This window comes from Endozoicomonas sp. PH6C (genome assembly GCF_059322965.1).
This window is the reverse complement of the sequence record NZ_CP185342.1, coordinates 6,478,855-6,505,649: the sequence shown is the minus strand read 5'-3', so window position 1 is coordinate 6,505,649 and position 26,795 is coordinate 6,478,855. Positions and strand designations below refer to the sequence as shown.

The window sequence follows — 26,795 nt, the reverse complement described above, 5'->3', positions numbered from 1 at the left end:
ACCAATATAGTTCACCTTTAGGGTGAAGACTATACATCGCAGTATTGGGGGCCTCGGGAAAATACTCAGGGCCATGAGTTTGGAGAGAAGCCTAACGCCTGGGAGCCCTTCAGTCACCAGAGCACCGCACGTCATGACCCCCCTTTAGCTCGCCTGCCCATAAGCGATCACTTTGGCTGCAGGAAATGAAGGCTTAGGGCAAAGTTTTAAGCGTCATTTTTTCCCGCTTTTCGTTCCATGCGCTGATACAGTTTTACGGCTTTCTTCTCAATGCGATTGAGCAAAGCGCTGTATTTTTTTAATGTGTCTCTGAGAGACAGCCCTGTATAGGCTTTCAAAAAACGAAAAACATCATTTCGGGTGATGCCATAATCCATCGCAGAGAAGTAGAGTCCAGATAAGTCTTTCAGTCGCCAGCGCTCGGGAATTTTATCCCGAATCTGGGCCCGGTGAAGGTCAATCAGATAAAACTTCAAGTGTTTCGGATCGGGGGTCTGGGTTTCAGGCATCATGAAATGGCAAAGATAGTAATCACGATGATTGACGCCATTATCATGGAGTTTTTTGCTGATTTCTGCCAGCTTCAACGTTATAGCTTGCTTCAATCGAAAGGAAGGAGGAGCGGTTTTCCAATGCTCGCAAAAATCCTCCAGAGTGACCATATTCGCCAGCTCTTCTGTCACCAGAAAAGAGCGACGTGTGGCAGGGTTATTCCCGGTTTCTCCATAGGCGACAGGTGTCATAGTATCAATGCTAATCTCATGGAGTTTGTTCAGAGCTTCCCACTCGTTTCTGGCGCCAAGAACGGGTTTACGCAAATGCACAAAGTTTTCAAGAATTTCAAACCAGCCCACACCCCCATGTACTTTGGCAAAATAGCCTTTGCCATTCAGTTCAAATCGAAAGGTACGGCGAGCTTCAAGTGCTCTGTAGACCTCTCCATCCATTGTTTCCAACAGGGATTGGGGGTCCTTGCCTTGCCAAGCTTTTTTAAAATCGTCTCTAAGATATAGCATTAAGAAATCGAGAAGTGGCCAGACTTTCGATCAGCCTGTTCAATAATGATATCAGCGGCCCGCTCAGGCAGGCTATACAGGTCCTCAGAGCGACTGAATGCAATGGCATTGTTTTGCCATTCCAGCCAATGCTCTGAATCAAGCATTGTGCTGACAGCCTCATTCAGAGAAACCTGATTAAACGGACTTGGTAATACAGTGCCTGCTTTGGCGTCTTCGATATAGTGCGCATAGCCACAGACATCGGTGGTCAGCACAGGCAGCCCGGCAACCAATGCTTCTAGCAGAACGGTGCCGGTATTCTCGTTGTAAGCTGGATGGATCAGCAGGTCGGCACTCAGCAGAAATCGGGGGACATCATCTCGGCCAGCAAAAAAGCGAAGCTGTTGCTCAATGCCCAATTGTTTGGCCAGTGACTCAAAGGGTTTTTGTTTGTCTTGACCTATCACAAAGAAACGAGTGCTCTGTTTTTGACAAGCGGGCAATGAAGCAATAGCCCTGATGGCTCGATCCAAACCTTTGGTTTTGAAGCCTGAACCCACCATCAGAACGAGCTTGTCCCCATCAGTGAGTGAAAACTCTTTTCTGAATTCTGCCCTTACGGCCTCGGCATTTTCAGGTCGACATCGATCCTTTGAAATACCCGGAGGCAGCAAATGAATGCGCTCTTCAGGGGTATGGTAATACCGCTGAAAGACAGGCTTTTGCAGTGCAGATATCAGCAGGGAAACGGTTTTGCTTTCCTGAGAGAAAACCGCTTCCTCAAAGGCTTGGTAATATCGAAAGCGTGGTGTGAGTCGATACCACCAGCCTTTTGATTGGGCTTTGTCCAGATAACAGGTGTCAGCGGCATAATAAACATCCAGCCCCGGCATTTTATTAAACCCTGTCAAAATGACTTCTGGCTGGTCGGCTAATGTTTTGCCGATCTGTTGTTGGAAGCTCTTCATCCTGACATGGTTTGAATGACCGTTGACTTTAAGAACCCGGATATCAAAACCGTCAGGCTTTTCGCCCTGCCAGCAGGTGGTAAAAACAAGAACTCTATGGCCTCTTTTCTGGCATTCAAGCGCAATCCTCAGAAAATCTCTCTGTAATCCCCCAAAAGGAAAATACTTATAAAGCGCAAAAGCCAATATCATGAAGACGCCTCTTGCAGAAGCTTCTCCAGGTAGGGCCAGACATAATCCGGGGTCATAGGGGTGAAAATGTCCGGGTCGGCTTTTGGAAGCTGGCATTCAGGGCACTGGTCAACGGTCAGATGAATCTGTGTGCTTCCGTAGGCTCCCACCCGGTCAGGACGGGTCGGGCCGTATAGAGATACAGCGGGTGTTTCCAGAGCTGCCGTCAAATGGCCCAGTCCTGTATCCACAGCAACCGCCGCTTTAGCATTTGCTATGACCCCGGCAATTCCACTCAGGCTAAGGCGTGGCAGTACTTCAATATTATCGGAACATTTTGCAATGCAGTTGGCTCGTTCTTGTTCTTTTTCGTTGCCCCAGGGAATGACGATATGCATTCCCGCTGCCTGAACTTTATGGGCCAGTTGGCACCAGTAAGTTTCTGGCCAGTGTTTGCTGGGCCATGTGGTGCCATGAATAAAAACGACATAGGGTTTATTTTGAATCAGGTCGCCATCGAATCGGGATTGGTCGAGCAAAAACTGTCCGGGTTCTGTTGGCAATTCGTAGTCCAGTGATTTGGCAAACAGCTGTCGTACACGCTCGACGGCGTGTTGCCCCCAGTTAACCGTTTTTGGGAAGTCATAAAACTTGGCTGAAACAGGCTCCCGTGCTGAGTTTTTATCCAGTCCGAACTTGGGTCCTCGTGCCATTCGCGTAATAAGAGCGCTCTTCAATAATCCCTGGGCATCGATAACTGCATCGTATTCTCTGAATTTAAGATCTTTGCGAAAACGACGCCACTCGCCTGAGTGGACTGTGTTCAGGATCGATTTTCGCCATCTTCTCACCGCGACAGGTATGACTTTATCGACAGCAGGGTGCCAGCGCGGGATTTCTGCAAATCCTTCTTCTACGACCCAGTCAAACCGGATGCCCGGAATCGCTTTGGCAGCATCGGTGAGGGCTGGAAGTGTGTGAATCACATCGCCCATGGAGGTGGTTTTTACAATAAGAACTTTCAACCCTGAATCTCCAGAGTCTGTTCACCAGACAGTCGTTCCAGGGCGTCCAGAACCATTTCGGGTCCCAGCTTTTTCATGCAGTCCATGTGTTCCAGAGGACATTCACGTTTAAAGCAGGGGCTGCATTCCAGTCCCAACCAGAGTGTTTCACTGTTGTCGTTCATTGGCGGGGTATGAGCAGCAGTGGTCGAGCCATAAACAGCCACCAGAGGCCGAGAAAGTGCAGCGGCAATGTGCATAAGGCCAGAGTCATTGGAAACCACAGCATGGGCCAGAGACATCAGGTCAACGGCATCCGCCAAAGTGGTTTGTCCTGCCAGGTTAAAACAACGTTTATGCAGATTTCTGGGCAGGTAGCCCATGATTTCCTGGGTGACGGCATGGTCTTTTTCAGAGCCGAACAACCATATTTGCCAGCCTTTCTGAGCCATCGTCAAGGCCACTTCGCCATAGTAACCGGCAGGCCATTGTTTCGAGGGGCCAAACTCAGCGCCAGGACAAAGCGCCAGAATGGGCAAGTCATCAGACAGTTGATAGCGATGCAACGCTTTGGCAACACTCTGGCTGTCAACACTCAAGGCAGGTTTGGGTAGAGGGGAGGGCAGTGGCGACTTATCCGGATAGGCCAGAGCAACAAAGCGTTCAACCATAAGAGGGTATTGCTCTTTGTCCAGAACTCTCAGGTCGTTAAGCAGGCCATACCTCATTTCTCCCCGCCAGCCAATTCTGACAGGAATGCCGGCAAGGAATGGAATCAGGGCAGACTTTAGTGAATTGGGCAGAAGAATGGTCCGGTCATACCCTTGTGCTTTCAAGTCTCTGGCTATTCTTCTAAGCGCGGCCAGATTCAGGCTGCCATGGCCTAAGGGCATATCAATCCCGTTCCGGACTTCAGGCATGCGCTCAATGATGGGGCGGCTCCAGCCTGGTGCCAGTACGTCGATGACAGCCTCTGGATGTTGTCGTTTCAGGGCAATGAACAAAGTTTGAGCCATTACCATATCCCCCACCCAGGAGGGACCGACAATCAAGTACTTCACGTTGCTGCAGTTCCTGTTTCTGGGAGGCTCCCGTAGCCTCCTGGGGATCGATCCGGAATCGATCTCTTGTAATTGGGCACGCTACCGCCCTCAGTGAGAGCACGCTGTCACCGATGGCAGAATAAGCACACTGGACAGTGTCCAGTTTCAAATATGCAGGGTACCCCGTCTGAAGATAGGCCGGGGATACATTATACCAATCGAACTTTCTAACTCCCTATTGCGCTGAAGATTTGAGCCTTAATCCTGCGTTGGCGATCGTCGCCATAGCTAAGGCTATGACTCCTCACGCCGCCTTGTCTTAAGGCTCAAATCTCCATGCTCATCACGGGAGTTAGAAAGCACGATTGGTATTACATCCATGTAAATAAAAAGCGGCGTAGATTATACGCCACTTTTTCTGATCAATAACTCAGTAATTCTTACAGCTTATGGAATGAAAGCCAGTGATTCAGATCACATGAGCCAGCCACTCAGCGTATGCTTCCCGCTGGCCCTGAACCTGATCAAAGTACATAGTTTGCAGCTGTTCGGTGATGGGGCCACGTTGACCACTGCCGATGATGCGGCCATCGTGCTCGCGAATAGGCAGTACTTCAGCGGCTGTTCCGGTGAAGAAAGCCTCTTTGGCAATATAAACTTCGTCACGGGTAATGCGCTTTTCCCTGACTTCCAGACCCAGTTCCCCGGCAAACCGGATAATGGTGTCACGGGTAATTCCTTCCAGACAGGAAGTCAGCTCAGGTGTGTAGAGAATACCATCTTCTTTGACAATGAAGATGTTTTCACCACTGCCTTCCGCCACGTAACCTTCGTTGTCCAGCAGCAGAGCTTCTTCGCAGCCGCTGTCCAGTGCTTCACGCAGTGCCAGCATGGAGTTCATGTAGTTACCATTGGCCTTGGCCTTGCACATGGTGATGTTAACGTGGTGACGGGTGTAGGAAGAAGTACGGATTTTGATACCTTTCTCTTTAGCGTCAGGGTCCATGTAAGAAGGCCAGTTCCATGCAGCAACGATGCAGTGAACAGTTAGCCCTTCTGCACGAAGGCCCATACCTTCAGAGCCCAGGAAGCACATGGGGCGGAGATAGGCACTGTCAAGACCGTTCTCACGAACCACCAGCTTTTGAGCTTCGATCAGCTCTTCACGGGAGTAAGGGATCTTCATACCCAGGATATGAGCACTTCTGAACAGTCGATCCGTATGTTCTTCCAGACGGAAAATAGCAGGACCTTTGTCGGTGTTGTAGGCTCGAACACCCTCAAAGACGCCCATGCCATAGTGCAGGGTATGGGTCAGAACGTGGGTTTGTGCTTCTCGCCATGGAACCAGCTTGCCATCAAACCAAATAACGCCATCTCTATCGGCGAAGGACATGCGAAAACTCCCGATGCAATCCAGTAATTTTAACCATGAGAATGTAGCTAAGTTCATCGCCAAATGGGCAGCTTTGTTTTCTCACGGTGGTATTGTGATTTTATTGAAGACCCTTAGTGAAAGTCTTGTCATCACTTTGGGTGACAAAAGTCTTTCTGTGCTCATGGTTGTTTCGTGTTCATGGCTACTCAGCCCGGTGGGTCTCAAGCCAGGCTTGCAGGCCGCTGTGGGTAAGGCGGCCATGATTCTGTCTGTGCTTCGGTTATCTGCAGGCAGACGAGTATTGGATCATACTTTGCTACTGATTCCAAACCGCCGGGACATTCATTCCAGCCATAGCTGCCAAAGCGCTTCAACCTGACGGGTGAAGGGCTCCACCAAGGGGATTTCCACAAAGGATGGCTCGTTTTGCAAAGCTTTCAAGTGAGCCGCTTTTCTCAAGACTTTATAAGCTTCTCTAAGCCCTTTGCCTTCACTGGCTGTCAGGTAGCCGACTTTTTCCAGTGACTCCGAGATTCGAATGTTATCCGGAAATTGCGCAATTTCCGGGTGGGCGTGAGCATGGGCTAATACGGCGTATTGCATAAGAAACTCAATATCGACAATGCCGCCGCGATCGTGCTTTAGATTAAAGAGGGGTTGCCCCTGTTCATCCCGTCGGGACTTTGTCAGATGCTCTTGCATTTTATGGCGCATCCTGATGACCTCTGCCTTCAAGGTGGCAGGGTCCCTGCCAATGGCCAGAATACTTTTGCGAAGTGATTCAAACTTTGCTGTCAGCTGTTTATCGCCAGCTACTGCCCTGGCCCGGACCAGAGCCTGATGCTCCCAGGTCCAGGCGTCATTGCGCTGGTACTTTTCGAAAGATGTGAGTGAACTGACCAGCATTCCTGAAGCGCCTGAAGGGCGCAGACGCATGTCGACTTCATAGAGTCTTCCGGAAGGGGTTTGAGCGGTGAGAATGTGTATGATTCTCTGTCCCAGTCGTGTATAGAAGGTAGAACTTTCTATGGAGCGCGAGCCGTCTGTTTCTTTATTGAGAGCGCCGTTATGCACGAACACCAAATCCAGGTCCGATCCCGGACTGAGTTCAATGCCACCCAGTTTGCCGTAGCCAATGATGATAAAGCCAGGATCGCAGATGGAACCGTCTTCACCCACAGGGTGCCCATGTCGCTCAACCATGGTTTTCCATGCGAGGCCGACCACTTGATCCAGCAAGGCTTCGGCAATCCAGGTCAGGTAATCGCTTTCCTTCATTAAGGGTAATGTACCAGCAACCTGTGCTGCCGCTACTTTCAAAAGATGTGACATCTTGAAGTAGCGCAGCGCTTCCATCTGGGCCTCCAGATCATCTTCCGGAATATGAGTCAGTTGTTGTCTGAGGTCGTGCTCAAGTTCCGCTTTTTTGGGTGGGTTATAGAGATCACCAATATCCAGGAACTCATCCAGCAAGGCCGGATGTCGGGCAATCTGGTCTGCTATCCAGGGGCTGGCGGTACAGAGGCTGATCAGGTGCTCCAGAGCTTTGGGGTTTTCCATCAGCAAAACCAGGTAAGCCGTTCGGCGTAAAACACTTTCAATAAGCGGAAGAATTCGGGTCAGTGCCAGATCAGGCTGTTCGCTACGACCGATATGTTCCAGCAGCGAAGGCATGAAGTGGTCAAGTCGCTCACGGCTTTGGCGGCGGATTCTGGTGATGGCTCTGCCATCCCTGAGCGCTGACAGACGTTGCCTCGATGCTTGTGGCTCTGAAAAGTGGTTCTCCTGAAATTGTTTTAATTCCTCGTCTTCGTTGAGATTGCCCTGCCAGAGTAGCTTCCAGTGCTCCTGAACCGTCTGTTCCTGATCGTTGGATGTATCCGGTAAGGACACAACCTCATCAAAGTGTCCCAAGACCTGCTCTCTGTGATGATCCAGCTTACTCATCAGGGAAGACCAGTCCTGGTGCCCTGCAATAAAAGCAATTCTTTCCTGTTGCAGGGTATCGACCGGCAGTTCCTGAGTCTGTCTGTCTTGCAGCGCCTGAATAGCATGCTCTAGATTTCGAAGGTATATGTAGGCTTCAGTTAACGCCTGTGTAACGAACTCTGGCAGGTAATGCGGCGAGAGTCGGTTGAGAATGTTGAGCAGTCCCTTTTCCTGAAGGCTTCGATCCCGGCCACCGTGGATCAGCTGAAATGATTGGGCAATAAATTCAATTTCTCTGATGCCGCCGGGACCTAATTTGATGTTGCCCTGCATGCCTTTGCGCTTTACTTCTCTTTGAATCAGGGCCTTCATATCCCTGAGTGCAGAAATAGCACTGAAATCAATGTACTTTCTAAAAGTGAATGGCTTCAGAATGTTGAGCAGATTCTGACCTTCCGGGATATCTCCGGCAATGGCCCTGGCCTTGATCATGGCATAGCGTTCCCAGTCTCTGCCCTGATCCTGATAATACTGCTCCATAGCGGAAAAACTCATGGCCAGTGCACCGCTGGTACCATAAGGCCTCAGTCGCATATCAACCCGGAATACAAAGCCGTCCACCGTTTGATTGTCCAGGACTTTGATCAGACGTTGCCCAAGCCGGATAAAGAACTCCTGATTATCCAGAGAGCGAGCTCCACCCAACGTTTCACCCTTATGGGGATAGGTGAACATCAGGTCGATGTCGGAAGAAAGATTCAGTTCCTGCCCACCCAGCTTGCCCATGCCGAGTACGATCATCTTTTGTGGTTGAGGTGTTTCTCCATAGGAAGCCCCCATCGGGGTACCCCAGGTTTTGCAGGCTTCTTCATACAGCCAGTCCATTGACTGATCGACGCAGGCATCCGCCATGGCAGAAAGATCCAGTGTGGTTTCCTGCATGGAGCACAGACGGTTGAGGTCACGCCAGATGATTTTGACCATCTCACGGTTTCTGTAGACCCGGAGTTGCTGCATCAGGTCATTTTCGTTGAGGACTTCCTGAGTCAGCAGGCGGAGGGCATTCTGATGCCTCTCGGGTTTGGGGTTTTTTAATAAATCCGGATTCTGATGGAGTTGGAAAACAAGATCCGGATGCTTCAGGCATTGTTCAAAAGCAAAGTCGCTGCCCGCCCAGGTTTTATAAAGTTGGCAGAGAAAATCGGGAGATAATGAGTCAGATCTGTCAGCCAGATCTTTTGCCCGACAGGTTTCCAGAAACTCGTCCCATTGCTTGTTCAGGATGCTTTTTACCGATGCAGGGCAGTTCATTCGCTCAAGGCTTTTGATTGACTCAAGGCTGTAATCTGGCGACGCCATTAGTGGAAGCCCTCTTTAGCAAGGTGGGTGAGCAGTGCTCGAACTTTGGGGGTTGAGCCACGGTGACTGGGATACAACGCATATAAGTCCACAGGCTCGAACTGCCAATCGGGCAGAATATTGATGAGCGTACCTGCTGCCAGGGCATGCTTTGCCATGTACTCTGGCAGTTCGGTGATACCCAACCCCCTGATGGACATTCTCATCAGCATGGAAAAGTCATCGCAGCGTAGACTCGGCTCAAACTTCAGGGTTCTATTTTCTTGTCCGCAAAAGAGATGCCAATCGGGATTGCGCTCCTTTGCACTCATCAACATTAGCGGGTGCTCTAATAAGTCGCCCGGCGTTTTGATTTTATGTTTTGCAAAACCCGGAGCCGCATAAAGACGCAGATGGATGGAGCAGAGTTTCCTGGCAATCAGTCCAGAGTCTGGCAAGTCTCCAATTCTAAACGCCAGATCGTACCCCTCTTCAATCAAATCAACACGTCGATTAGTCAAACTAAGATCAAGTTCAACCTCAGGATAGAGTTGGCAGTATTCGGCAAGGTGGTCACCAAGCAGTGACTGTCCAACCCCGAGAGAGGTACACACTCGCAAACGGCCCTGAGGTTTTTCCAGCATGGATTCCACTGCACTGCCTGCGGCTTCATATTCCTCTTTGATTCTTTTGCAGTACTGATAGTAGCGCAGACCGATTTCAGTCAGATGCAAGGTTCTGGTTGAACGCTCCAACAGCCGCACACCCAACCGGGACTCCAGCCGGGTGATCTTGCGGCTGATGTTGGATTTCGGCGTATTCAGTACTTCTGCTGCCTGAGTAAAGCTGCCTCTCTCGACTACCGTTGCAAACACCATCAGATCATTAAGGTCAGTCATTTGTTATCAAATATTGAACAGTGTTTTGTATGAATGAATATATATCAACTTTGGATAACAAACTAATCTGGTTTCATCACTGACCGGAAAACAGGGATTGAGCGATGGAAATTTTGACCTTAGAGCAACTACCACAGGGCGGTTTTGCCGGACTGGAAGAAAAACAGGTCGTCACAGATCAGCGAGTATTTGGTGCTCGAAAGCGACCTGAGACGGCCAACGGCATAGGTAACTTCATTTATCTTGCTGATGCCAGCTTCTTGCCCCACGGCGAGACAGGTATGCACCCCCACCAAGAGATCGACGTCATCAGTGTGATGGCAAAAGGCCGGATAAGCCACGCTGGATCTTTGCAACACGGCAAAGGTTTAGTGGCCCCGGAGGCGCAGGTACAACGAGCGGGAGGTGAAGGGTTTGCACATAACGAAGTGAATCCGGATGAAACCCCCAATCAATTGATTCAACTGTGGGTTCTGCCAGAAACAAAGGGCGAGCCAGCGGGTTACAAGGCTTATACCCCGGAAACCAATGTCAGAACACGTATCTATGGAGGTAGTAAAAAACAGACGAAAACGTTTGATAGCCACACCGTGGTAGAAATGGTTCAGGCCACCGAAGGATACCAGACAGAGCATAGCGGTGAGGTTTTGGCTTATCTCAGCACTGGCAAGGCAAGCATTAATGGCGAAACCATTCAGGCTGGCACTTTGGTAAGAGCGACGGAATTGAGCTTTGTTGCCCAACAAGAGAGCCAGCTGATCCTGATTTTTACCGAATCTTTTGAATGAAACAGAGCACTGATAAGGACATGACCATGACAACAAAATACTCTGAATTTTTAACGCCGGACAACGCTGTATTGACAATGATCGACCATCAGACGGGTTTGATGGTCGGGCTGGGTGATGAACACCCGACGGTGCTGAAAAACAACATTGTTGGCCTGACCAGAACGGCAAAAGCCATTGGCTTGCCATCGGTGGTGACTGCCAGCTTGCCTGAGGGGCCAAATGGTCCGGTGATGCCTGAAATTACCGACGTACTGGGTGGGGAAGTGATTGAGCGTGAAGGGCAGATCAATGCCTGGGATAGTCTGGCGTTCAGGCAAGCCATTGAGAAAACAGGCCGCAAAAAAATCATCATGGCCGGTGTCGTAACGGACGTATGTTTATTATTTCCGGCATTGTCCGCCATTGAAGAAGGCTACGATGTGTACGCCGTGATCGATGCCTCGGGCACCTGGAATAAAACGGTTCAGGAAGTCACGATACAGCGTTTGACCCAGGCGGGTGTGAAAGTGACGGCCTGGGCTTCGGTTCTGGCAGAGCTGATGAACGACTGGCGCAGTGAATATGGTGAAGCGTTGGGGCAGGTATTGGCTGAGCATACGACCAAATACGGTTATGTGATGAACAGTTATTTCGCAAGAGGATAGTCATGGGTGGCGAGCTCAACAGCTCGCCAGTTAACCGTCATTGGGTAGCACTATTTTCACGACTTGTTGAGGCAGTGTCCTTATCCGGAATTAAAGAGTTCTTAAGCTGGTTAACCAGTCTTTGTAAATGCGTAATATCTTTTATATTTCTTACTGAATAATAAACATATTTATAAGTGTCTGTGGGTTCAGTTGTGAACAATCTGGAGTATTCAGGGGAGGGATTGTCCTGAGTTATCCTGTTGCCATCTGCATCTTTAAAACAAGCCTCCCAGAAAAGATCAATGGCTTGATCTCGTTTGTTGGCGGAAAGGGCAAAGAAAATTAATGCAAAATTACCAACCGCCTCATACTTGTCTTCCAAGGATGAGCCTTGTTGAAGAATAATGTTTACACGCTCTGTCTCTTGACGGGCAATCTTCTCTACCAGAGCCTGTCGATCTGTATTCAAGCCTTTGATGACATTTTCTTTGAACTGATGCAAGTTAAAGCTTTTACGTGCATGAAATTTTCTTGACATCCTGGCTATACGGACAAGGGAGTGGCAGAAGCCAAAGCGGAAGGTGTGGGTACAACTGGCACAATAATCAACAATATATTCATAGTCTTCCCCAAGGGCGTTGCACATTGCAGCAGCAAGATGTACATATACGTCGCCGATTGCCTGTTTTTCCGTGAGCCTTTTGCAATTCAGCACAAACATAATTGGATTGACGAAAGACTTTTCTAAAACTTTGAAAGGTATTTCTTCATCATCCTCTGAAAGATCAAGATTGGGTTGATGAGTATTCGGGGACGGGTCATAACCTACATGACCAAACGACGGACGAGGTATCGGATGTTCAGTCTCTCTTTGAGCACGGGAAGGAGAGTTTCGCTGGCCCCCTCCAGCCAGCTTGCTACTACCGGATGGCGGTTGGACTTGACAAACGCCATGACAGGAACCGACGTAACAATTGAAACCGTAAGTGTGCCGCTGTTGTTCAGGGCCCCGGTTACCGCCGCCAGAGCCGGAAAAACTAAACCAGAAAGGAGGGCCTCTAAGTTGGGTGGTTGATCCAGAGGCCTGCTGACCGGATGATGCTGATGTTGGGTTTTGTTGGCCACTATTTTGTGGACCACTTTGTTGTTGACCCTGCCCGGGTAGCATCATAGTGGTGATGTCAAATGGGTGATCCTGACCTGACTCCGATTGATCCACTGGGCTGAACTGCGGCGAATCGTAGTTCCAATATCTTTCCAATAGCCAGCCAACGGTGACAAACACTTCTAATGGTATTCTTGAATAGGGTTTCACGTTCAGAGCGGCGTCACTGTTGGTCATCATCAGTTCATTAGCAACCAGAAAATGAGCGGCGTGAATCAATGGCCAGGAGACCGACTCAAAAAAGGCAGTTTCTACCCCATAACCACCTGGTCCAAGTGGTTTGTCATCAGGCAGAAAAGTTGACTCTGCGCAGCCGTTAGTGTCGGCAAGGTGTAACGGGGTACCCGGCAATTTATGTTGGTCTGGCTTTATAGACAAGCTCTCTTTTGAAAAGGCTCCATCCTGTTTAAACCCGAGAACAAAACGTCTTGTCAATGGTTCGGCCTGACAGACGACAGACAACCATGTAGACAGTAACAGCAGTGCCATAGACAACGAGTTTTTCATTAATCCCACTTTGATAGTCTGTTGCTTGTAGTAGTGCTTAGGCATTCATTTTCTACAGGGCAAAGTTAGACCAAGAAAGTGATAGATCAAAAAATAAGCGTGTTTTTTTCAAAAACAGACAGTGTCATCCCTGACCTATGCTGGAATAAATCTATCATTCACCATCGGTTTTCTGGTTGGGCTTATTTTCACAACTTGCTGAAGCAGTGCCCTTATCCGGAATTAAATAGTCTGCAAGCTGATTAACCAGTCTTTGTAATTGAGTAATATCTTTCATATTTCTTACTGAATAATAAACATATTTATAAGTGTCTGTGGGTTCAGTTGTGAACAATCTGGAGTATTCAGGAGGGGGATTGTCCTGTGTTATCTTGTTGCCATCTGCATCTCTGTAACAAAGCTTCCAGAAAAAATCACCCGCTTCTTTTAGATGATTGGCGGAAAGAGCAAAGAAAATTAATACAAAATTACCAACCGGCTCATATTTATCTTCCATCGATGAGCCTTGTTGAAGAATAATGTTTACACGCTCTATCTCTCGACGAGCAATCTTCTCTACAAGAGTCTGGCGATCTGTGTTCAAGCCTTTGATGACATCTTGTCTGAACTGGTGCAAGTTCAAGCTTTTATTTGTATAAAAGTCTTTTACCACATTGGCCATACAGCTAAGGGAGTGGCTGAATCCAAAGTTGTAGTTATGGGTAATATTGGCACAACAATGAACAATGTATTGATATTCTTCGCCCAGGGCATTGCACATTGCAGCAGCAAGATGTACGTATTCGTCGTCAGTGTCGTGTTTATTCACAAGGACTCTGTAATTCAGAAAATTTAAAATTGGACTAACGAAAAATTCAGATACAAGTCTGGATATTTTTTTGTCAATTCCTGAAGGATCAAGTTGTTCAGAATCTGATAAAGCCCGGGTTTCTCGAAGAGCCATTCTGGCAGTACACTCTTCAAGGCTGGGTAAATGAGGATTTCGGGACGGATCACTACCTATGTTACCAAACAACAGACGAGCTATCGAAGGTTCAATCTCTCGTCGCGCAGGGGAAGAAGAGGCTTGCTGGCCCTCTTTATCTGAATCACTGCTATCGGGTTCTGAATCCCTGCTATCGGGAGATGATCGTAGTTTACAAATGCCATGACAGGATTCGACATGACAATTTAAACCGTATGTATGTTGGGGTTGTTCAGGGCTTTCGCCACCATCGCCAGAGTCGGAAGGCGTAAGCTTGAGAGAAGAGCCTCCAGCTTGGGTGGTTGATCCAGAGGCCTGCTGACCGGATGATGCTGATGTTGGGTTTTGTTGGCTACTTTGTTGTTGACCCTGACCCGGGAGCATCATAGTGGTGATTGCAAATGGGTGATCCTGACCTGACTTCGGTTCACCTATTGGGTTGAGCTGCGATGAATTGTTGTTCCAATATCTTTCCAAAAGCCAGCCAACAGTGGCAAATACTTCTAATGGTATCCTCGAATAGGGTTTGGGGTTCAGGGCGTCACTGGTGGTCATAATCAGTTCATTAGCAACCAGAAAATGAGCGGCGTAAATCAATGGCCAGGAGATCGACTCAAAAAAGGCGGTTTTTACCCCGTAACCGCCAAGTCTGAGTGGTCTGTCATCACGCGGAAAAATTGACTCTGCATAGCCGTTTGTGTCGGCAAGGTAGGTCGGGTTGCCCGGCAATGTCTGACGGTCTGGCTTAATAGAAAAACTCCCATCTGGCAAGCTTCCATCCTGTTGAAACCTGACAACATAACGTTCTGTCAATGGTTTGGCCTGGCAGACGACATATAACCACGAAAGCAGTAACATTAGGGCGACATAGAACGAATTTTTCATTAGATCCCACTTTGATCGACTGCTGTTTGTATTGCATAGGTATTCATTTCCCAGAGAGAAAAGTTAGACCAAGAAAGTGATAGACAAAAAAAGAAGCGTGTTTTTTTTAGTCGTAAGCGCCAAATAAACCAGCGTACTGGCTGCCGCCCCCAAGATTTCTTATTCTTTGCCTGTCTTAACATTCCAGGGGAGAAGCTGTTCCAGTTTCTCAACGGTATCGGCGTAAGGCAGCTCTTTTAAAATATGGTTCAGGTAATTGAAAGGCTCCAGACCATTCACCTTTGCGCTTTCAATCAGGCTGTATAAAAGGGCACTGGCTTGCGCCCCTTTTGGCGTGTCTGCAAACATCCAGTTCTTGCGGCCAATAGCGAAGGGGCGGATGGTGTTTTCCGCTGCGGCATTACTGATATCCAGGTGGCCGTTGTCACAGTAAACGACCAGTTTTGGCCATTGGTTCAATGCATAGCTCATGGCTTGGTGCGACAGGCTGCCCGGGTCTAGCCTGGTTATGTTTTTCTCCAGCCATACATGAAAGTCGTCCAGTAGTGGCTTACTCTTTTGCTGACGCAGGATGGCTTTTTCTGATGGAGGAAGATCTCCTATTTCTTTCTCAATGGCGTAAAGCTTACCGATTTTGCCTAAAGCGACATTCGCCTTGCTAACGCGGGTGTTTTTCACCTTTTTGCCCGGTTTGGCTTCGCCCTTCCTGGCATCCAGAAATTTCCTGCGAACGTGGTCGAAGCAACCCGCCTGGGTGATGCCTTCTTGTTTGCATACAGCGTCGTAACTGGCATACCCGTCAGTTTGCAGGTAACCGCTGAACCCTTCGAACAGACGCAGGGGAACCTCCTTGCCTCTTGAGGGATCGTATTCAAACACCACCGATGTTTGTCCGGGTGGCCCACCAAGGCTGACCCACATATATTTGTCAGAGTTGATGGACTTGCTGGTTTCCTTGATCACCTGAATTCGGGTTTCGTCAGCATGGATCACCGAACCGGTCTTTTGATGATCTCTCATCAAATTGATGAGTGGCCGCAGTTCTGTAGACAGCCGAATCAAAGAGTTGGCCATCGTCGTCCGGGTGACAGAGCCACCGTATCGCTTGAGGATATTCTCTTGCCTGTACAAAGGCAGTGCGTCGCAGTACTTGGAGACAATGATCCAGGCCAGTGTGCAAACAGAGAGTGAAGATTTGGGCAGTGGGTGTTTTGGCAGCTCTGCAACTTTAATGACCCGCTTCTCCTGTCCATGCTCATCGACTTCTGGAAAGACTGCTTTCTCTTGCAGAATTTCTTTCACCTGAACCTTGGTCGGAACGATATCAAGCTCTTCACGGACTTTGACAAAGAAGGTATCAATGGCTCCGGCTTTTTCTTCTTCACTGAGTTCAGAGCGTTCCTGCACTCTGGGCAGAGACTCTGAAAATGACTTGCGCCCTGTTTTCTTTTTGCGTGGTTTTGGAGGCTCTTGCTCTGGCTGACCTTCAGCTTCGTCTTGCTCTCCGGTGCAGCCTTCCAGCTCCACCTCGTTGAAAATGTCGACCTGGCTGTTGTTTTTTTCAGTGCTTCTTCCGTACAGGCGGGATCGGGAGAGCCTCAGGTACTCTTCCAGTTGCGCAATGCGTTTTTTTTGAGAATCGATGACCTCTGACTTCTTTTGAATAATGTCGTCTTTTTCAAGAAGGGCATTTTCTTTTTCAAGAAGGGCATTTTCTTTTTCAAGAATGACACTTTCCTGCGAATGGATCGCCTCAAACAAGGCGACCATTTCAGGGTTAGTCTCAGCCTGATGAAAGGGCAAATCCAGTGCGGATTTCGGCTGAAAAATCAGAGTGTCGGCGGTCGATTTCATGGTCGCTATTTTACCATAAAACCCTGAAAAACAGGACTAAAAACAGCTCTCATAATGCCTTTTTTTATGGGGTTGCATGGCATTGAGATTGTAGCCGTCCAGCAGCCAGTTTAATTGTTTCCCGGTTAATGTAACCAGCTCTTCGTCCGGTTTGGGCCAGTGGAATTTGTCCTCAGACAGGCTCTTGTAATAAAGCACAAAACCATTATCTTCCCAGAACAGGCACTTGATTTTATTACGCTGCCGGTTGGTAAACGCATATAAATAGCCGTCAAAGGGGTTGTGCCCCAGCTCTTGTTCAACCAACACAGCAAGCCCACGAAATGACTTGCGAAAGTCAATCGGCTCCCGGTAGAGAAACACCTTTGGTAATACCTCTGACGGTCGCATAACCGGGGTGTTCATAGCATATCCCTCACCAGTTGCTCACAAAGCGACAGGTTACTTTCATCAATACCGGACACTGTTACACCACTGGGTAGGGTGATGGAGAGTGGTGTTATCCGAGAAGGCGCACCAGGTTCTGGTTGGGGTGTTACCTGGACAAAGCCAGAGTTGTTCGGGGTCGGTTTTACGCTGGGGGTTGTGTCGAGTTTACGCTTCCAGTATCCGAATTTGGATACCCTTATACCATGCTGTTGGCACCACGCACTCTGAGTCAAACCTGAATCCCGCCACGACTGAACACGCTCTAGCCATTCACTGTCTGCGGGTAATTTCTTTGACATATTGGCCTCCTTATATCGGGAGGCTAATCATTTCAAATGGGGTTTTGATTCTGAAGGGCGTGGGTTTATTTGGCGTTTACTTTTAGTCTGCCCTGCGCGGCAACTGCTCCAGCGTTGCTCTAGCTCCTGTATCCGTGCAGTCGTTTGGCGGCAGCAAATTGGTCTGAAAATCTGCTTTTGTCCCTCAAATAGCTCACTATTCTCCTCACAAAACCGAATTTTTGTCCTCAGTTTTATGCCATCCTCAATAGGGTTACGGTGTTGTCTGGAAGGTCGCTATTCTCGGTCAGACCAAGTTAAGTGCCAAGCTTGGCACACATGCCTGCTTCAGCTAAGCCACCGAAGGTGCCGTTGGTAGGGTCAAAGCCCCTACACGAACTGGAAGCATTTGCTATACGAAACTTACATCCGATATTAAGACCTGTGAGGAGTTACTGATTATTCTCAATCCTGAATAATTTGTCGCTTTGAGAGAGCTTAATAATAAAATAATCTTCATTATTGAGTTCTGGCGGTAATTTATCCTTCAAAATTGAAGCAACAAATTGTATACCATTTTTATTTACAACCTCTGCGATTTTAACGAGCTGGTTATCATGCATGAGTTCCTTTTTATCGTTTAGCAAGAAGTGCATACAAGGTATGTTTTCATTATCAGCAAAAAGTGTATAGGCTATATCAAAGCAAGAGATTTCGCCCTGTTTTTTACCTGAACTAAAGTTAGTATTAAAGGCACTAAATTTGTAAAGCTTTTGCCCCTTTTTGTTAACTACTTTATCGTATTTAAGTGCGTATTTTTCTCCGTATAGAAACTCTGAAGTCGTGGAGAAATATTCGTTAAACCTGTTGATTTTTTGCTTGACAATCGATTCAAAATCATCAGAAAACAGCAATTTGTCTATGTTATTTAGTTTTAGTTCATATTTACTGATGTTATCTTCGACTTCATTAAGCTGGCTTATGATACTTTCATATTCGCCCTTATCTCTGAACTTATTATTAAGTTCAGCAATAATTTTTTCCATTTCCTCAAATGAATCAGTTTTTGAAATAATGTCAGTAAGCTCTATTTCTTGTTGTAAAAGCTTTCGTAAATCTGAGTCTTTATTGATTATTTTTTTTTCAAGTTCAGGGAGTTCTTTTGAAATGTACAATGCTCGCTCATTAACCATTTGGTTATGATATAAAACCAAATCTTCAAATGTCTTTTGAATCGGTGCGATGTTACTAGAAGCTTGTCTGTATATATGCTCAAGCTGTGACAAATCTATATTTGAAACAGTTGACTCAAGTTCACTCTTAGTTTCTTCTATAAGATTCTTTCTTATATTAAGATTCCCAATCTCACTACTAATCTGATTTATCTTATATCTAAGTTCATTTAAATTTTTAAGGTCATTTTCAAAATTTTCATTTATGTTAAGTGAAGATTTCTCTTTCTCTAAAGATTTTATTTCTAGTTCAATAAGTGCAAGTGCAGTTTCGTATGCAGATTTTGTCTGTACTTTTTCAAGACGGTTTTTGAAAGTGCTTTCCTGTTGTATTTTGTAAAGAATCTCCTGTTTACTGTTCCCTTCTGAGAAATTACAACCTAAAAGGAATAAATAAAGAGATTCGTATTCAGCATCACTAGTATATTTATTAAGTGTTTTTAGAGTATTTGAAACACTCAGGTCACTATAACGAATGTTATGTGAAATAATCTGGCGGAATGTGGGTTTTTTATTGACTTGCTCTGGAAAAAAAAGCTCCGTAAGTTTGTCTTCAAAATCTTTCTCTGTGTATGGTATTCCGTCAATTTTCCTAACAGTTTTCTTTCTTGAATGGAAGTTTCGTTCAATAACTACTGATCTGGCTTTTTCATCATCAAGATTTTCGGTTAAATGCAGAGATGCAGATATATTGTTCTCTACTAGATAGTCCCTGACAAGGGCGTAAATTTGCTTGGTGTTTTCAGGGTCTTCGTAAATGGTCTTGGACTTTGCTCCCAAGCAAAAATCTATCAGTTTTAAAACAGTAGTTTTTCCGACGCTATTTCCGGTTATTTGGCCATTGCTCTCATCAACTATGAGATTTATACCTTTATGGAAAGGTATTTCACGGATAACCTCTAAAGGACTGGAGATCACGATCTTTTTTATGAACATAGCTCAACTTCACCATAGTTCAGTACAGCAGCGTCAATTAGATATAACCAATCTAAGCACAAGATAAACAACGGAAACGACATCTCGCTAAAGTTCTTTGCTTTTTCATATAACTCAAGCAAATCCATTTTTCCGCTCTCCTGGAGAGTTTTGAGCACGACCGCACCATTATAGTAAATGCTATTTTCTGGGTGAATATCATTGGGTAGTAGCATACTTATAGCCTTCTGGATTTTCCATTATTTTACACCGAATGAATGCATCGACCACTAATATATCGATACATAATTCAAGTTCATCTATAGGAATTTCTGAATAATTTGAACTTTCAAGCACTATATTTTTCAGTACGTCAACGACATTAAAGAATATAGTGTCAGGTGCTCCTGCTCCTTTAGCCTGTATATATTCACGTTTAATTTTTGCTAAAACCGAAGTGCTTTTATTACTTCCAAATTTATCGAATTCCGAATATTTTGAATCAACTTTCCCGTGATAGAGACTGTATTCTTCAATCAAGTATTTAGCCTTGACTAATTGGTTGTGTTTAATCTTTCGATCTATTTCAAACTTGTGTGTCGGAGTGCTTTGGTTTTCATCACTCCATCTTTCTTTTGCCAGTATATTGATAATCAAAGCTAAGTTTGAATCAAGCTTCACTATATCTAGATCATTACCAAGTTCAGTTTTGATGAAAGCATAAATTTTTTTTTGTTCCGTTACACCTTTTTGTAGAACCTCATTTAATATAGATTTTACATCTAGGATTCCCGAGGCCTGATCAAATAAGATTCCGTTTGGATTTTTAATAGATGCTTTCCTTAACATGGAAGCATCCTTTGAAATTGAAAGAAATAAGAATGTATATGACGAAAATTTTTTAACGATATCTTTGTCTAAGGCAGACTCTAACTTTCGGTTTGTACAACTTGCTGATACTTGAACAACTATCTTGTTCTTGTGGTCGATAAGATCGATTGCTTCAACATTTTGTGATGATTTGTTAAGGTTTTCTAGAGCATAACCATAAACTAGATTTAACAGATGTGAGTAAAAGCTCTCGGAATGCATATGAAGATACAGCATGTTCAACTTGCCGTTAGTATCGATTCTAAGTGCAAGTGTATGAAGTTTTTCATCAATATAATCGTAATACGCGGTCCTATTCATTACCAACTCTATTCAATTAAAATCATAAAAAAACTTAATTAGAAGGAGCAAATCTTACATCACTCTCTTCCAGTAATGATACTGTTATTTATAACATATTAGAGCTTAATAATGTATTGATAATTTCCACCACCTTAATTTATTTGTTAATAAATCTATATTTAAATCATCACGTCTAATCTAAGAATCGCTTCTATTGTAGTGCTAAACACACCACGGCGTAACTGCTCACTCTTGAGATCCCGAAAAAATCTCTCAACCATGTTTAGCCATGATACTGAAGTTGGCGAAAAATGCATATGAAGCGAGGCTGTTTTTCCAGCCGCTCTAGCACCTTTGGGTGTTTGTGTGTCACATAGTTGTCGTAAATCAGGTGCAGCTCTTTGTCTTTTGCCGTTTCCTTGTCAATCTGCTTAAGAAACTTCAGCCATTCCACAGTGTTGTGATCCTACTGGCTAAGTATCTGAAGAATTAATCTTTCTGAGTCGTGTTTCTTTAGAAGCGTTAAGTGTTATCTCTTTGGCAACTTGCATAGTAAAAACAGGTAGTGGTTGGAATGACATTCATAATGGCTACTACAAACATTTATGTAACGTTAATTCAGTCACATTACATTAGTTAGGCTTATTTTCACGACTTGCTGAAGCAGTGCCCTTACTCGGAATTAAATAATCTGCAAGCTGGTTAACCAGTCTTTGTAAATGAGTAATATCTTTTATATTTCTTACTGAAGAATAAACATATTTATAAGTGTCTGTGGGTTCAGTTGTGAACTCTTCGGAGTATTCAGGGGAGGGACTATCCCGAGTTATCTTGTTGCCATTTGCATCTGTAAAACAAACCTTCCGGAAAAAATCACCCGCTTCTTTTAGATTGTTGGCGGAAAGGGCAAAGAAAATTAATACAAAATTACCAACCGGCTGATACTTATCTTCCATCGATGAGCCTTGTTGAAGAATAATGTTTACACGCTCTACCTCTTGACGGGTAATCTTCTCTACAAGAGTCTGGCGATCTGTATTCAAGCCTTCGATGATATCTTCTCTGAACTTATCCAGGTTCAAGCTTCTATTTGCATAAAAGTCTTTTACCACATCAGCCATACGACTAAGGGTGTGACAGAAGCCAAAGTTGACGGTGTGGGTAAAACTGGCGCAACAGTCAACAATATATGCATATTCTTCACCCAGTGCATTGCACATTGCAGCAGCAAGATGTACATATTCGTCGTCAGTGTTGTGTTTATTCACGAGGACTCTGTAATTCAGAAAATTTACAATTGGACGAACGAAAAATTCAGTTAAAAGTTCGGATACTTTTTCGTCAACCCTTGAAGAAAGATCAAGTTCTTCAGAATCTGATGAAGCCCCGGTTTCTCGATGAGATACTCTAACAAGACTCTCTCCAAAGCTGGGTAAATGAGGATTTTTGGACGGGTCACTACCTATGTTACCAAACAACAGACGAGCTATCGAAGGTTCAATCTCTCTTCGGGCAGGGGAAGAAGAGTATTGCTGGCCCCTTTCAGCTGACTCACTACTTCTTGATGGCGGTTGGACTTGACAAACGCCATGACAGGAACCGACATAACAATTGAAACCGTACGTGTGCCGTTGTTGTCCAGGGCCCTGGTTACCGCCGCCAGAGCCGGTAAGCTTGAGCCCGAAAAAAGCTCTGCGAGAGGCCTGCTGACCGGAAGATGCTGATGTTGGGTTTTGTTGGCCACTATTTTGTTGGCCACTTTGTTGTTGACCACTTTGTTGTTGACCCTGCCCGGGAAGCATCATAGTGGTGATCTCAAATGGGTGATCCTGAACTGACCCTGGTTGATCTATTGGGTTGAGCTGCGGCGAATTGTTGTTCCAATATCTTTCCAATAGCCAGCCAACGGTGGCAAACACTTCTAATGGCATCCTCGAATAGGGTTTGGGGTTCAGGACGTCACTGGTGGTCATCATCAGTTTATTAGTAACCAGAAAATGAGCGGCGTAAATCAATGGCCAGGAGATCGACTTAAAAAAGGCGGTTTTTACCCCGTAACCGCCAAGTCTGAGTGGTCTGTCATCAGGCGGAAAAATTGACTCTGCATAGCCGTTTGTGTCGGCAAGGTAGGTCGGGTTGCCCGGCAATGTCTGACGGTCTGGCTTAATAGAAAAACTCCCATCTGGCAAGCTTCCATCCTGTTGAAACCTGACAATATAATCTCTTGTCAACGATTCGGCCTGACAAACGGCAGACAACCACGAAAGCAGCAACAGCAGTGTCGCAGAGAACGAATTTTTCATTAGAACCCACTTTTAAAGCCCGTTGTTCGCAGTGCTTGGTTATTCATTTATCGGTAGAGGAAAGTTAGACCAGAAAAGTGACAGATCAAAAAAATAAGCGTGTTTTTTCAACGACACCATAGGTACAGCAGGGGCCAGATTCTGTTCCCGGTACAGGTTTCGCAGACCTTCTTTTTCGGCATCGATGATGAGCTGGCCAGCAAGGTCAGTGCTTCCCTTGATCCTGAATACAATGCCAGTAAAAAAGATACGCCTCTCTGGCAAGCTATAGCTGCCACTGCAATGAATCATGGTCGATTTAATGATGTTCTGGACATGGAAGAAAGAGAACAGGTTGCCAGTGAGATTGATCCTGCTCAGCAGCTGAGCATCAGCTTTAAAACAAGCTCCAGCTGGAAGCAGAAAATTGCTTTTCCATTAGCTGGCATCAAAGCGGATCAAAGTCGGCTCCGGGGTATCAGCTCATGGCAGGAAGATACGCCAATATAGTGAGAGGTTTACACTAATTCGATGAATCGTCAGCATTTTTCTTTTTCCAGTAGGGAATTTCGACTTTTCTCTGCGTAAATTCAGAGTAAAGTCCAGCGCGGAAATTGCTATTGGGGTATGCGCTGATAGAGTTTTTTCTTGTTTGATAATAATTATGTCATGGGAATTTCATGGATAAATGTAATGATGTAGCGGCTTTTGATATATTTCTGTAACTTTACTGTGCCTAAGTACTGGTACTCATTGCGGATTTTGCTTATCTTGTAGTTCAATTACAAAATTGATCGAAATCAATTTTCTGAAGTTTTAAGCTCTGTCTTCTTTGCACCCGGTTAAATCTCCATCCAGGGCCAATCGTCGGGCTGGAAGCCTGATGGCACGGTGGTCGAACCTTACGCTCAAGCAGACAGGACAGATTTTTCATAGATAACAGTTTGGCGCTGGGAGCCGCGACAGGGGTAGCCCTCGAGCAATCTTTTCTTGTTCGGACTCTTCGGGCTTACGCCTTTTGATGATTCGTTTTCACTGGTGGTATGGGCTGAAAAAAACGGCCCCTTAGAGCCTCGACTATCCTGACAGACAGAATTTCACTGGCTCATTGATGAATAACCGCCTTATGAAAATGTGGTTGTCCATCTCAGATTGAGGCGATTTATTTGCTCAAGGCTGAGTTGCTAAAGTGTACTCCTGTCCGGGTAATCGTAATGGAAAGATGCATCAGTGGCTGATGATCCCTTCACAGATGCTTTTTTTTAGAACTGGTTACAGCGCTCAATTCTCGGAGCAAACTATATGCACGACATTGATCCCATCGAAACCCGGGAGTGGCTGGAAGCCCTGGATTCCGTTCTGGAAAAAGAAGGGGAAGACCGGGCTCATTACCTGATGACCCGACTTTCCCAGCATGCCAGAGCGAAAGGCACCCAGCTGCCCTACGCGATTACTACCCCTTATCGCAACACCATTCCGCCTGAGAAAGAGGCGAGAATGCCGGGCGACTTGTTTATGGAACGCAGAATCCGTTCCCTGGTTCGTTGGAATGCGTTGGCAATGGTCATGCGTGCTAACCAGAAAGACAGTTCACTGGGTGGCCACATCTCTTCCTTCGCTTCCAGTGCAACCCTGTACGATATCGGCTACAACTACTTCTTCCACGGTTACAACAATAACCGTGAAGGCGATTTGGTTTACTATCAGGGGCACACGGCTCCGGGTATTTATTCCCGTGCTTACCTCGAAGGTCGTCTGAGTGAAGATCAGCTGGACGGTTTCCGTCAGGAAGTAGAAGGCAAGGGTCTTTCATCCTATCCTCACCCGCACCTGATGCCTGACTTCTGGCAGTTCCCTACCGTATCCATGGGTCTGGGCCCATTGCAGGCCATCTATCAGGCACGCTTTATGAAGTACCTGATCAACCGTGGTATGGCCCCGGAGCAGAACCGTAAAGTCTGGGCTTTCCTGGGTGACGGTGAAATGGATGAGCCGGAATCCACAGGTGCAATCTCTCTGGCGGGCCGTGAAAAGCTCGACAACCTGATCTTCGTGGTGAACTGTAACCTGCAGCGTCTGGACGGGCCGGTTCGTGGTAATGGCAAGATCATGCAGGAGCTTGAAGGCGTATTCCGTGGCGCTGGCTGGAACGTGATCAAGGTGACCTGGGGTCGTCACTGGGATCAGCTGTTTGCCCAGGACAAAGACGGTGTGCTGCAGAAGCTGATGGACGAAGCCGTCGATGGTGACTATCAGAACTGTAAGGCCAAGGGCGGTGCCTGGACACGCGAACATTTCTTCGGTCGTTACCCTGAAACCAAAAAGATGGTGGAACACCTTTCTGACGATGATATCTGGCGTCTGAACCGGGGCGGTCACGATCCATACAAGGTTTACGCAGCCTACCATGCTGCGGTAAACACCACCGACAGGCCAACGGTTATTCTGGCCAAGACTGTAAAGGGTTACGGTACCGGTACCACGGGTGAAGCCTCCAACGTCAGCCACAACGTCAAGAAACTGCCTATCGATGACCTGAAACAGTTCCGTGACCGTTTCGACCTGCCGATCAAAGATGAAGATCTGGCCAGCCTGCCTTACTTCAAGCCCGCAGAAGACAGCCCTGAGATGGTTTACATGCGCAAGCATCGTGAAAAACTGGGTGGTTTCATTCCTCAGCGTCGCGAGCAGTCGGATGTGCAGTTGGAAATTCCTGACCTGAGTGCCTTCGACGCTGTTCTCAAAGGCAGTGGTGAACGAGAAATCTCAACCACCATGGCCTACGTACGTGTTCTGGCGGCTCTGGCGAAAGACAAGAATGTCGGTAAGCACATCGTACCGATTATTCCTGATGAAGCCCGGACTTTCGGTATGGAAGGCATGTTCCGTCAGCTGGGCATCTACTCTGCTGAAGGTCAGATGTATGAGCCGGTCGACTCTGATCAGGTGATGTTCTACAAGGAGTCCAAACAGGGTCAGATTCTGGAAGAAGGTATTAACGAAGCCGGTGCCCACGCTGCCTGGATCGCGGCGGCGACTTCGTACAGTAACAACAATGTACCCATGATTCCTTTCTATGCCTTCTACTCCATGTTCGGTTTCCAGCGAACCGGCGACCTGGCCTGGGCTTCAGGCGACATGCAGGCTCGTGGTTTCCTGATCGGCGCGACTTCCGGTCGAACCTCTCTGAACGGCGAAGGTCTGCAACACCAGGATGGTCACAGCCACATTCTCGCTTCCACTGTTCCTAACTGCATCAGCTACGACCCAACTTACGGCTACGAGCTGGCAGTGATTGTTCAGGACGGTCTGCGTCGTATGTATAGCGACAACGAAAACGTGTGGTATTACATTACCACTATGAACGACAGCTATAGGATGCCAGCCATGCCAGAAGGCGATGGCATTATCGAAGGTATTGTGAAAGGTCTGTACTGCTTCGAGGAAAACGCCGGAAACGACGGCCTGAAAGTACAGCTGATGGGCTGTGGCACTATTCTTGAGGAAGTGCGTGCTGCTGCTGACATCCTGCGTAACGACTTCGGTATCGAGTCTGATATCTGGAGTGCCACAAGCTTCAACGAACTGCGTCGAGATGGTATGGCGGCAGCTCGTCACAACATGTTGAACCCTGATTCCGGGAAGCGTGCAGGCTGGGTCGAACAGCAGCTGACTGGTCGCAAGGGTCCGGTTATTGCCGCCTCTGACTACATGAAGATCTACGCCGACCAGATTCGTGAATTCGTACCAGGTACTTTCATTGCCCTGGGCACCGATGGCTTTGGTCGTTCCGATACCCGTGAGAAATTGCGTGAGTTCTTCGAAGTGGATCGTTACTTCGTTGTTATTGCTGCCCTGTACGGTCTGGTAAAAGACGGTGAATTGGAAGTGTCTGTTATGAAAGACGCTATGAAAAAGTTCAACATCGACGGCGACAAAGCTAACCCACTGTACTGCTGATTTCAT

General features: G+C 46.6%; 21 protein-coding genes and 1 pseudogene. 5 read left to right on the top strand and 17 right to left on the bottom strand.

Annotated elements, in window-relative coordinates; genetic code table 11:
• Positions 1-206 precede the first annotated feature (206 nt).
• From rfaP to ACOMG9_RS22935, 5 genes are all read right to left on the bottom strand, one after another.
• A complete protein-coding gene (rfaP, locus tag ACOMG9_RS22955; protein ID WP_448218817.1) occupies positions 207-1,016 on the bottom strand; it encodes a lipopolysaccharide core heptose(I) kinase RfaP in 810 nt (269 codons plus the stop codon).
• On the bottom strand, positions 1,016-2,158 hold the full coding sequence (locus tag ACOMG9_RS22950) for a glycosyltransferase family 4 protein (protein ID WP_494529481.1): 1,143 nt from the start codon (positions 2,156-2,158) through the stop codon (positions 1,016-1,018). Before ACOMG9_RS22950 ends, rfaP begins: the two co-directional genes overlap by 1 nt.
• Positions 2,155-3,162: a lipopolysaccharide heptosyltransferase I gene (gene waaC / locus ACOMG9_RS22945; RefSeq protein WP_494529480.1), complete on the bottom strand. Its 1,008-nt coding sequence runs from the start codon at positions 3,160-3,162 to the stop codon at positions 2,155-2,157. Before waaC ends, ACOMG9_RS22950 begins: the two co-directional genes overlap by 4 nt.
• A complete protein-coding gene (gene waaF / locus ACOMG9_RS22940; protein WP_448218820.1) occupies positions 3,159-4,202 on the bottom strand; it encodes a lipopolysaccharide heptosyltransferase II in 1,044 nt (347 codons plus the stop codon). The genes waaC and waaF overlap by 4 nt, the downstream gene beginning before the upstream one ends.
• A gap of 451 nt (positions 4,203-4,653) precedes the next feature.
• Positions 4,654-5,580: a branched-chain amino acid transaminase gene (locus tag ACOMG9_RS22935; protein ID WP_448218821.1), complete on the bottom strand. Its 927-nt coding sequence runs from the start codon at positions 5,578-5,580 to the stop codon at positions 4,654-4,656.
• A 13-nt stretch (positions 5,581-5,593) separates the two neighbouring features.
• On the opposite strand from ACOMG9_RS22935, the gene ACOMG9_RS22930 reads away from it, so the two are divergent.
• Complete coding sequence (locus ACOMG9_RS22930; protein WP_422135756.1) at positions 5,594-5,941, top strand: hypothetical protein; 348 nt, start codon at positions 5,594-5,596, stop codon at positions 5,939-5,941.
• Here the strand turns inward: ACOMG9_RS22930 and glnE are convergent.
• The gene (glnE, locus tag ACOMG9_RS22925; RefSeq protein ID WP_494529479.1) at positions 5,905-8,850 is read right to left on the bottom strand and encodes a bifunctional [glutamate--ammonia ligase]-adenylyl-L-tyrosine phosphorylase/[glutamate--ammonia-ligase] adenylyltransferase; all 2,946 of its coding nucleotides are present in this window, start codon (positions 8,848-8,850) and stop codon (positions 5,905-5,907) included. The two genes, ACOMG9_RS22930 and glnE, sit on opposite strands and share 37 nt — an antisense overlap.
• Positions 8,850-9,728, bottom strand: coding sequence for a LysR family transcriptional regulator (locus tag ACOMG9_RS22920; RefSeq protein ID WP_494529478.1), 879 nt, complete (start codon positions 9,726-9,728; stop codon positions 8,850-8,852). Before ACOMG9_RS22920 ends, glnE begins: the two co-directional genes overlap by 1 nt.
• A gap of 104 nt (positions 9,729-9,832) precedes the next feature.
• Between ACOMG9_RS22920 and ACOMG9_RS22915 the strand changes: the two genes are divergently transcribed.
• Positions 9,833-10,516, top strand: a complete 684-nt coding sequence (locus ACOMG9_RS22915) for a pirin family protein (RefSeq protein WP_494529477.1) — start codon at positions 9,833-9,835, stop codon at positions 10,514-10,516.
• 26 nt (positions 10,517-10,542) lie between these two features.
• Complete coding sequence (locus ACOMG9_RS22910) at positions 10,543-11,163, top strand: isochorismatase family protein (RefSeq protein ID WP_494529476.1); 621 nt, start codon at positions 10,543-10,545, stop codon at positions 11,161-11,163.
• A gap of 37 nt (positions 11,164-11,200) precedes the next feature.
• On the opposite strand, the gene ACOMG9_RS22905 is transcribed toward ACOMG9_RS22910, so the two are convergent.
• From ACOMG9_RS22905 to ACOMG9_RS22860, 10 genes and pseudogenes are all read right to left on the bottom strand, one after another.
• Positions 11,201-12,817: a hypothetical protein gene (locus tag ACOMG9_RS22905; protein WP_494529475.1), complete on the bottom strand. Its 1,617-nt coding sequence runs from the start codon at positions 12,815-12,817 to the stop codon at positions 11,201-11,203.
• A gap of 154 nt (positions 12,818-12,971) precedes the next feature.
• Positions 12,972-14,666, bottom strand: a complete 1,695-nt coding sequence (locus tag ACOMG9_RS22900) for a hypothetical protein (RefSeq protein ID WP_494529474.1) — start codon at positions 14,664-14,666, stop codon at positions 12,972-12,974.
• Between the two features lie 159 nt (positions 14,667-14,825).
• Positions 14,826-16,520 (bottom strand): IS66 family transposase, encoded by a 1,695-nt coding sequence (gene tnpC, locus ACOMG9_RS22895; RefSeq protein ID WP_494529122.1) that lies wholly within the window; start codon positions 16,518-16,520, stop codon positions 14,826-14,828.
• 36 nt (positions 16,521-16,556) lie between these two features.
• The gene (gene tnpB / locus ACOMG9_RS22890) at positions 16,557-16,925 is read right to left on the bottom strand and encodes an IS66 family insertion sequence element accessory protein TnpB (protein ID WP_448215654.1); all 369 of its coding nucleotides are present in this window, start codon (positions 16,923-16,925) and stop codon (positions 16,557-16,559) included.
• Positions 16,922-17,248: an IS66 family insertion sequence element accessory protein TnpA gene (tnpA, locus tag ACOMG9_RS22885; protein ID WP_448215653.1), complete on the bottom strand. Its 327-nt coding sequence runs from the start codon at positions 17,246-17,248 to the stop codon at positions 16,922-16,924. The genes tnpB and tnpA overlap by 4 nt, the downstream gene beginning before the upstream one ends.
• A 431-nt stretch (positions 17,249-17,679) precedes the next feature.
• Positions 17,680-19,395: a DUF2326 domain-containing protein gene (locus ACOMG9_RS22880; protein WP_494529473.1), complete on the bottom strand. Its 1,716-nt coding sequence runs from the start codon at positions 19,393-19,395 to the stop codon at positions 17,680-17,682.
• Positions 19,386-19,610, bottom strand: a complete 225-nt coding sequence (locus ACOMG9_RS22875) for an ABC-three component system middle component 6 (protein WP_448218829.1) — start codon at positions 19,608-19,610, stop codon at positions 19,386-19,388. The genes ACOMG9_RS22880 and ACOMG9_RS22875 overlap by 10 nt, the downstream gene beginning before the upstream one ends.
• On the bottom strand, positions 19,594-20,565 hold the full coding sequence (locus ACOMG9_RS22870; RefSeq protein WP_448218830.1) for an ABC-three component system protein: 972 nt from the start codon (positions 20,563-20,565) through the stop codon (positions 19,594-19,596). The genes ACOMG9_RS22875 and ACOMG9_RS22870 overlap by 17 nt, the downstream gene beginning before the upstream one ends.
• A gap of 191 nt (positions 20,566-20,756) precedes the next feature.
• A pseudogene (locus ACOMG9_RS22865) lies at positions 20,757-21,010 on the bottom strand (transposase); the annotation flags it as partial.
• 169 nt (positions 21,011-21,179) lie between these two features.
• Positions 21,180-22,850 (bottom strand): hypothetical protein, encoded by a 1,671-nt coding sequence (locus ACOMG9_RS22860; protein WP_448218831.1) that lies wholly within the window; start codon positions 22,848-22,850, stop codon positions 21,180-21,182.
• A 99-nt stretch (positions 22,851-22,949) separates the two neighbouring features.
• On the opposite strand from ACOMG9_RS22860, the gene ACOMG9_RS22855 reads away from it, so the two are divergent.
• Both ACOMG9_RS22855 and aceE read left to right on the top strand, forming a co-directional pair.
• The gene (locus tag ACOMG9_RS22855; RefSeq protein ID WP_448218832.1) at positions 22,950-23,339 is read left to right on the top strand and encodes a hypothetical protein; all 390 of its coding nucleotides are present in this window, start codon (positions 22,950-22,952) and stop codon (positions 23,337-23,339) included.
• Positions 23,340-24,131: 792 nt separating this feature from the next.
• The gene (aceE, locus tag ACOMG9_RS22850) at positions 24,132-26,789 is read left to right on the top strand and encodes a pyruvate dehydrogenase (acetyl-transferring), homodimeric type (RefSeq protein WP_422139195.1); all 2,658 of its coding nucleotides are present in this window, start codon (positions 24,132-24,134) and stop codon (positions 26,787-26,789) included.
• The last annotated feature ends 6 nt before the right edge of the window (positions 26,790-26,795 follow it).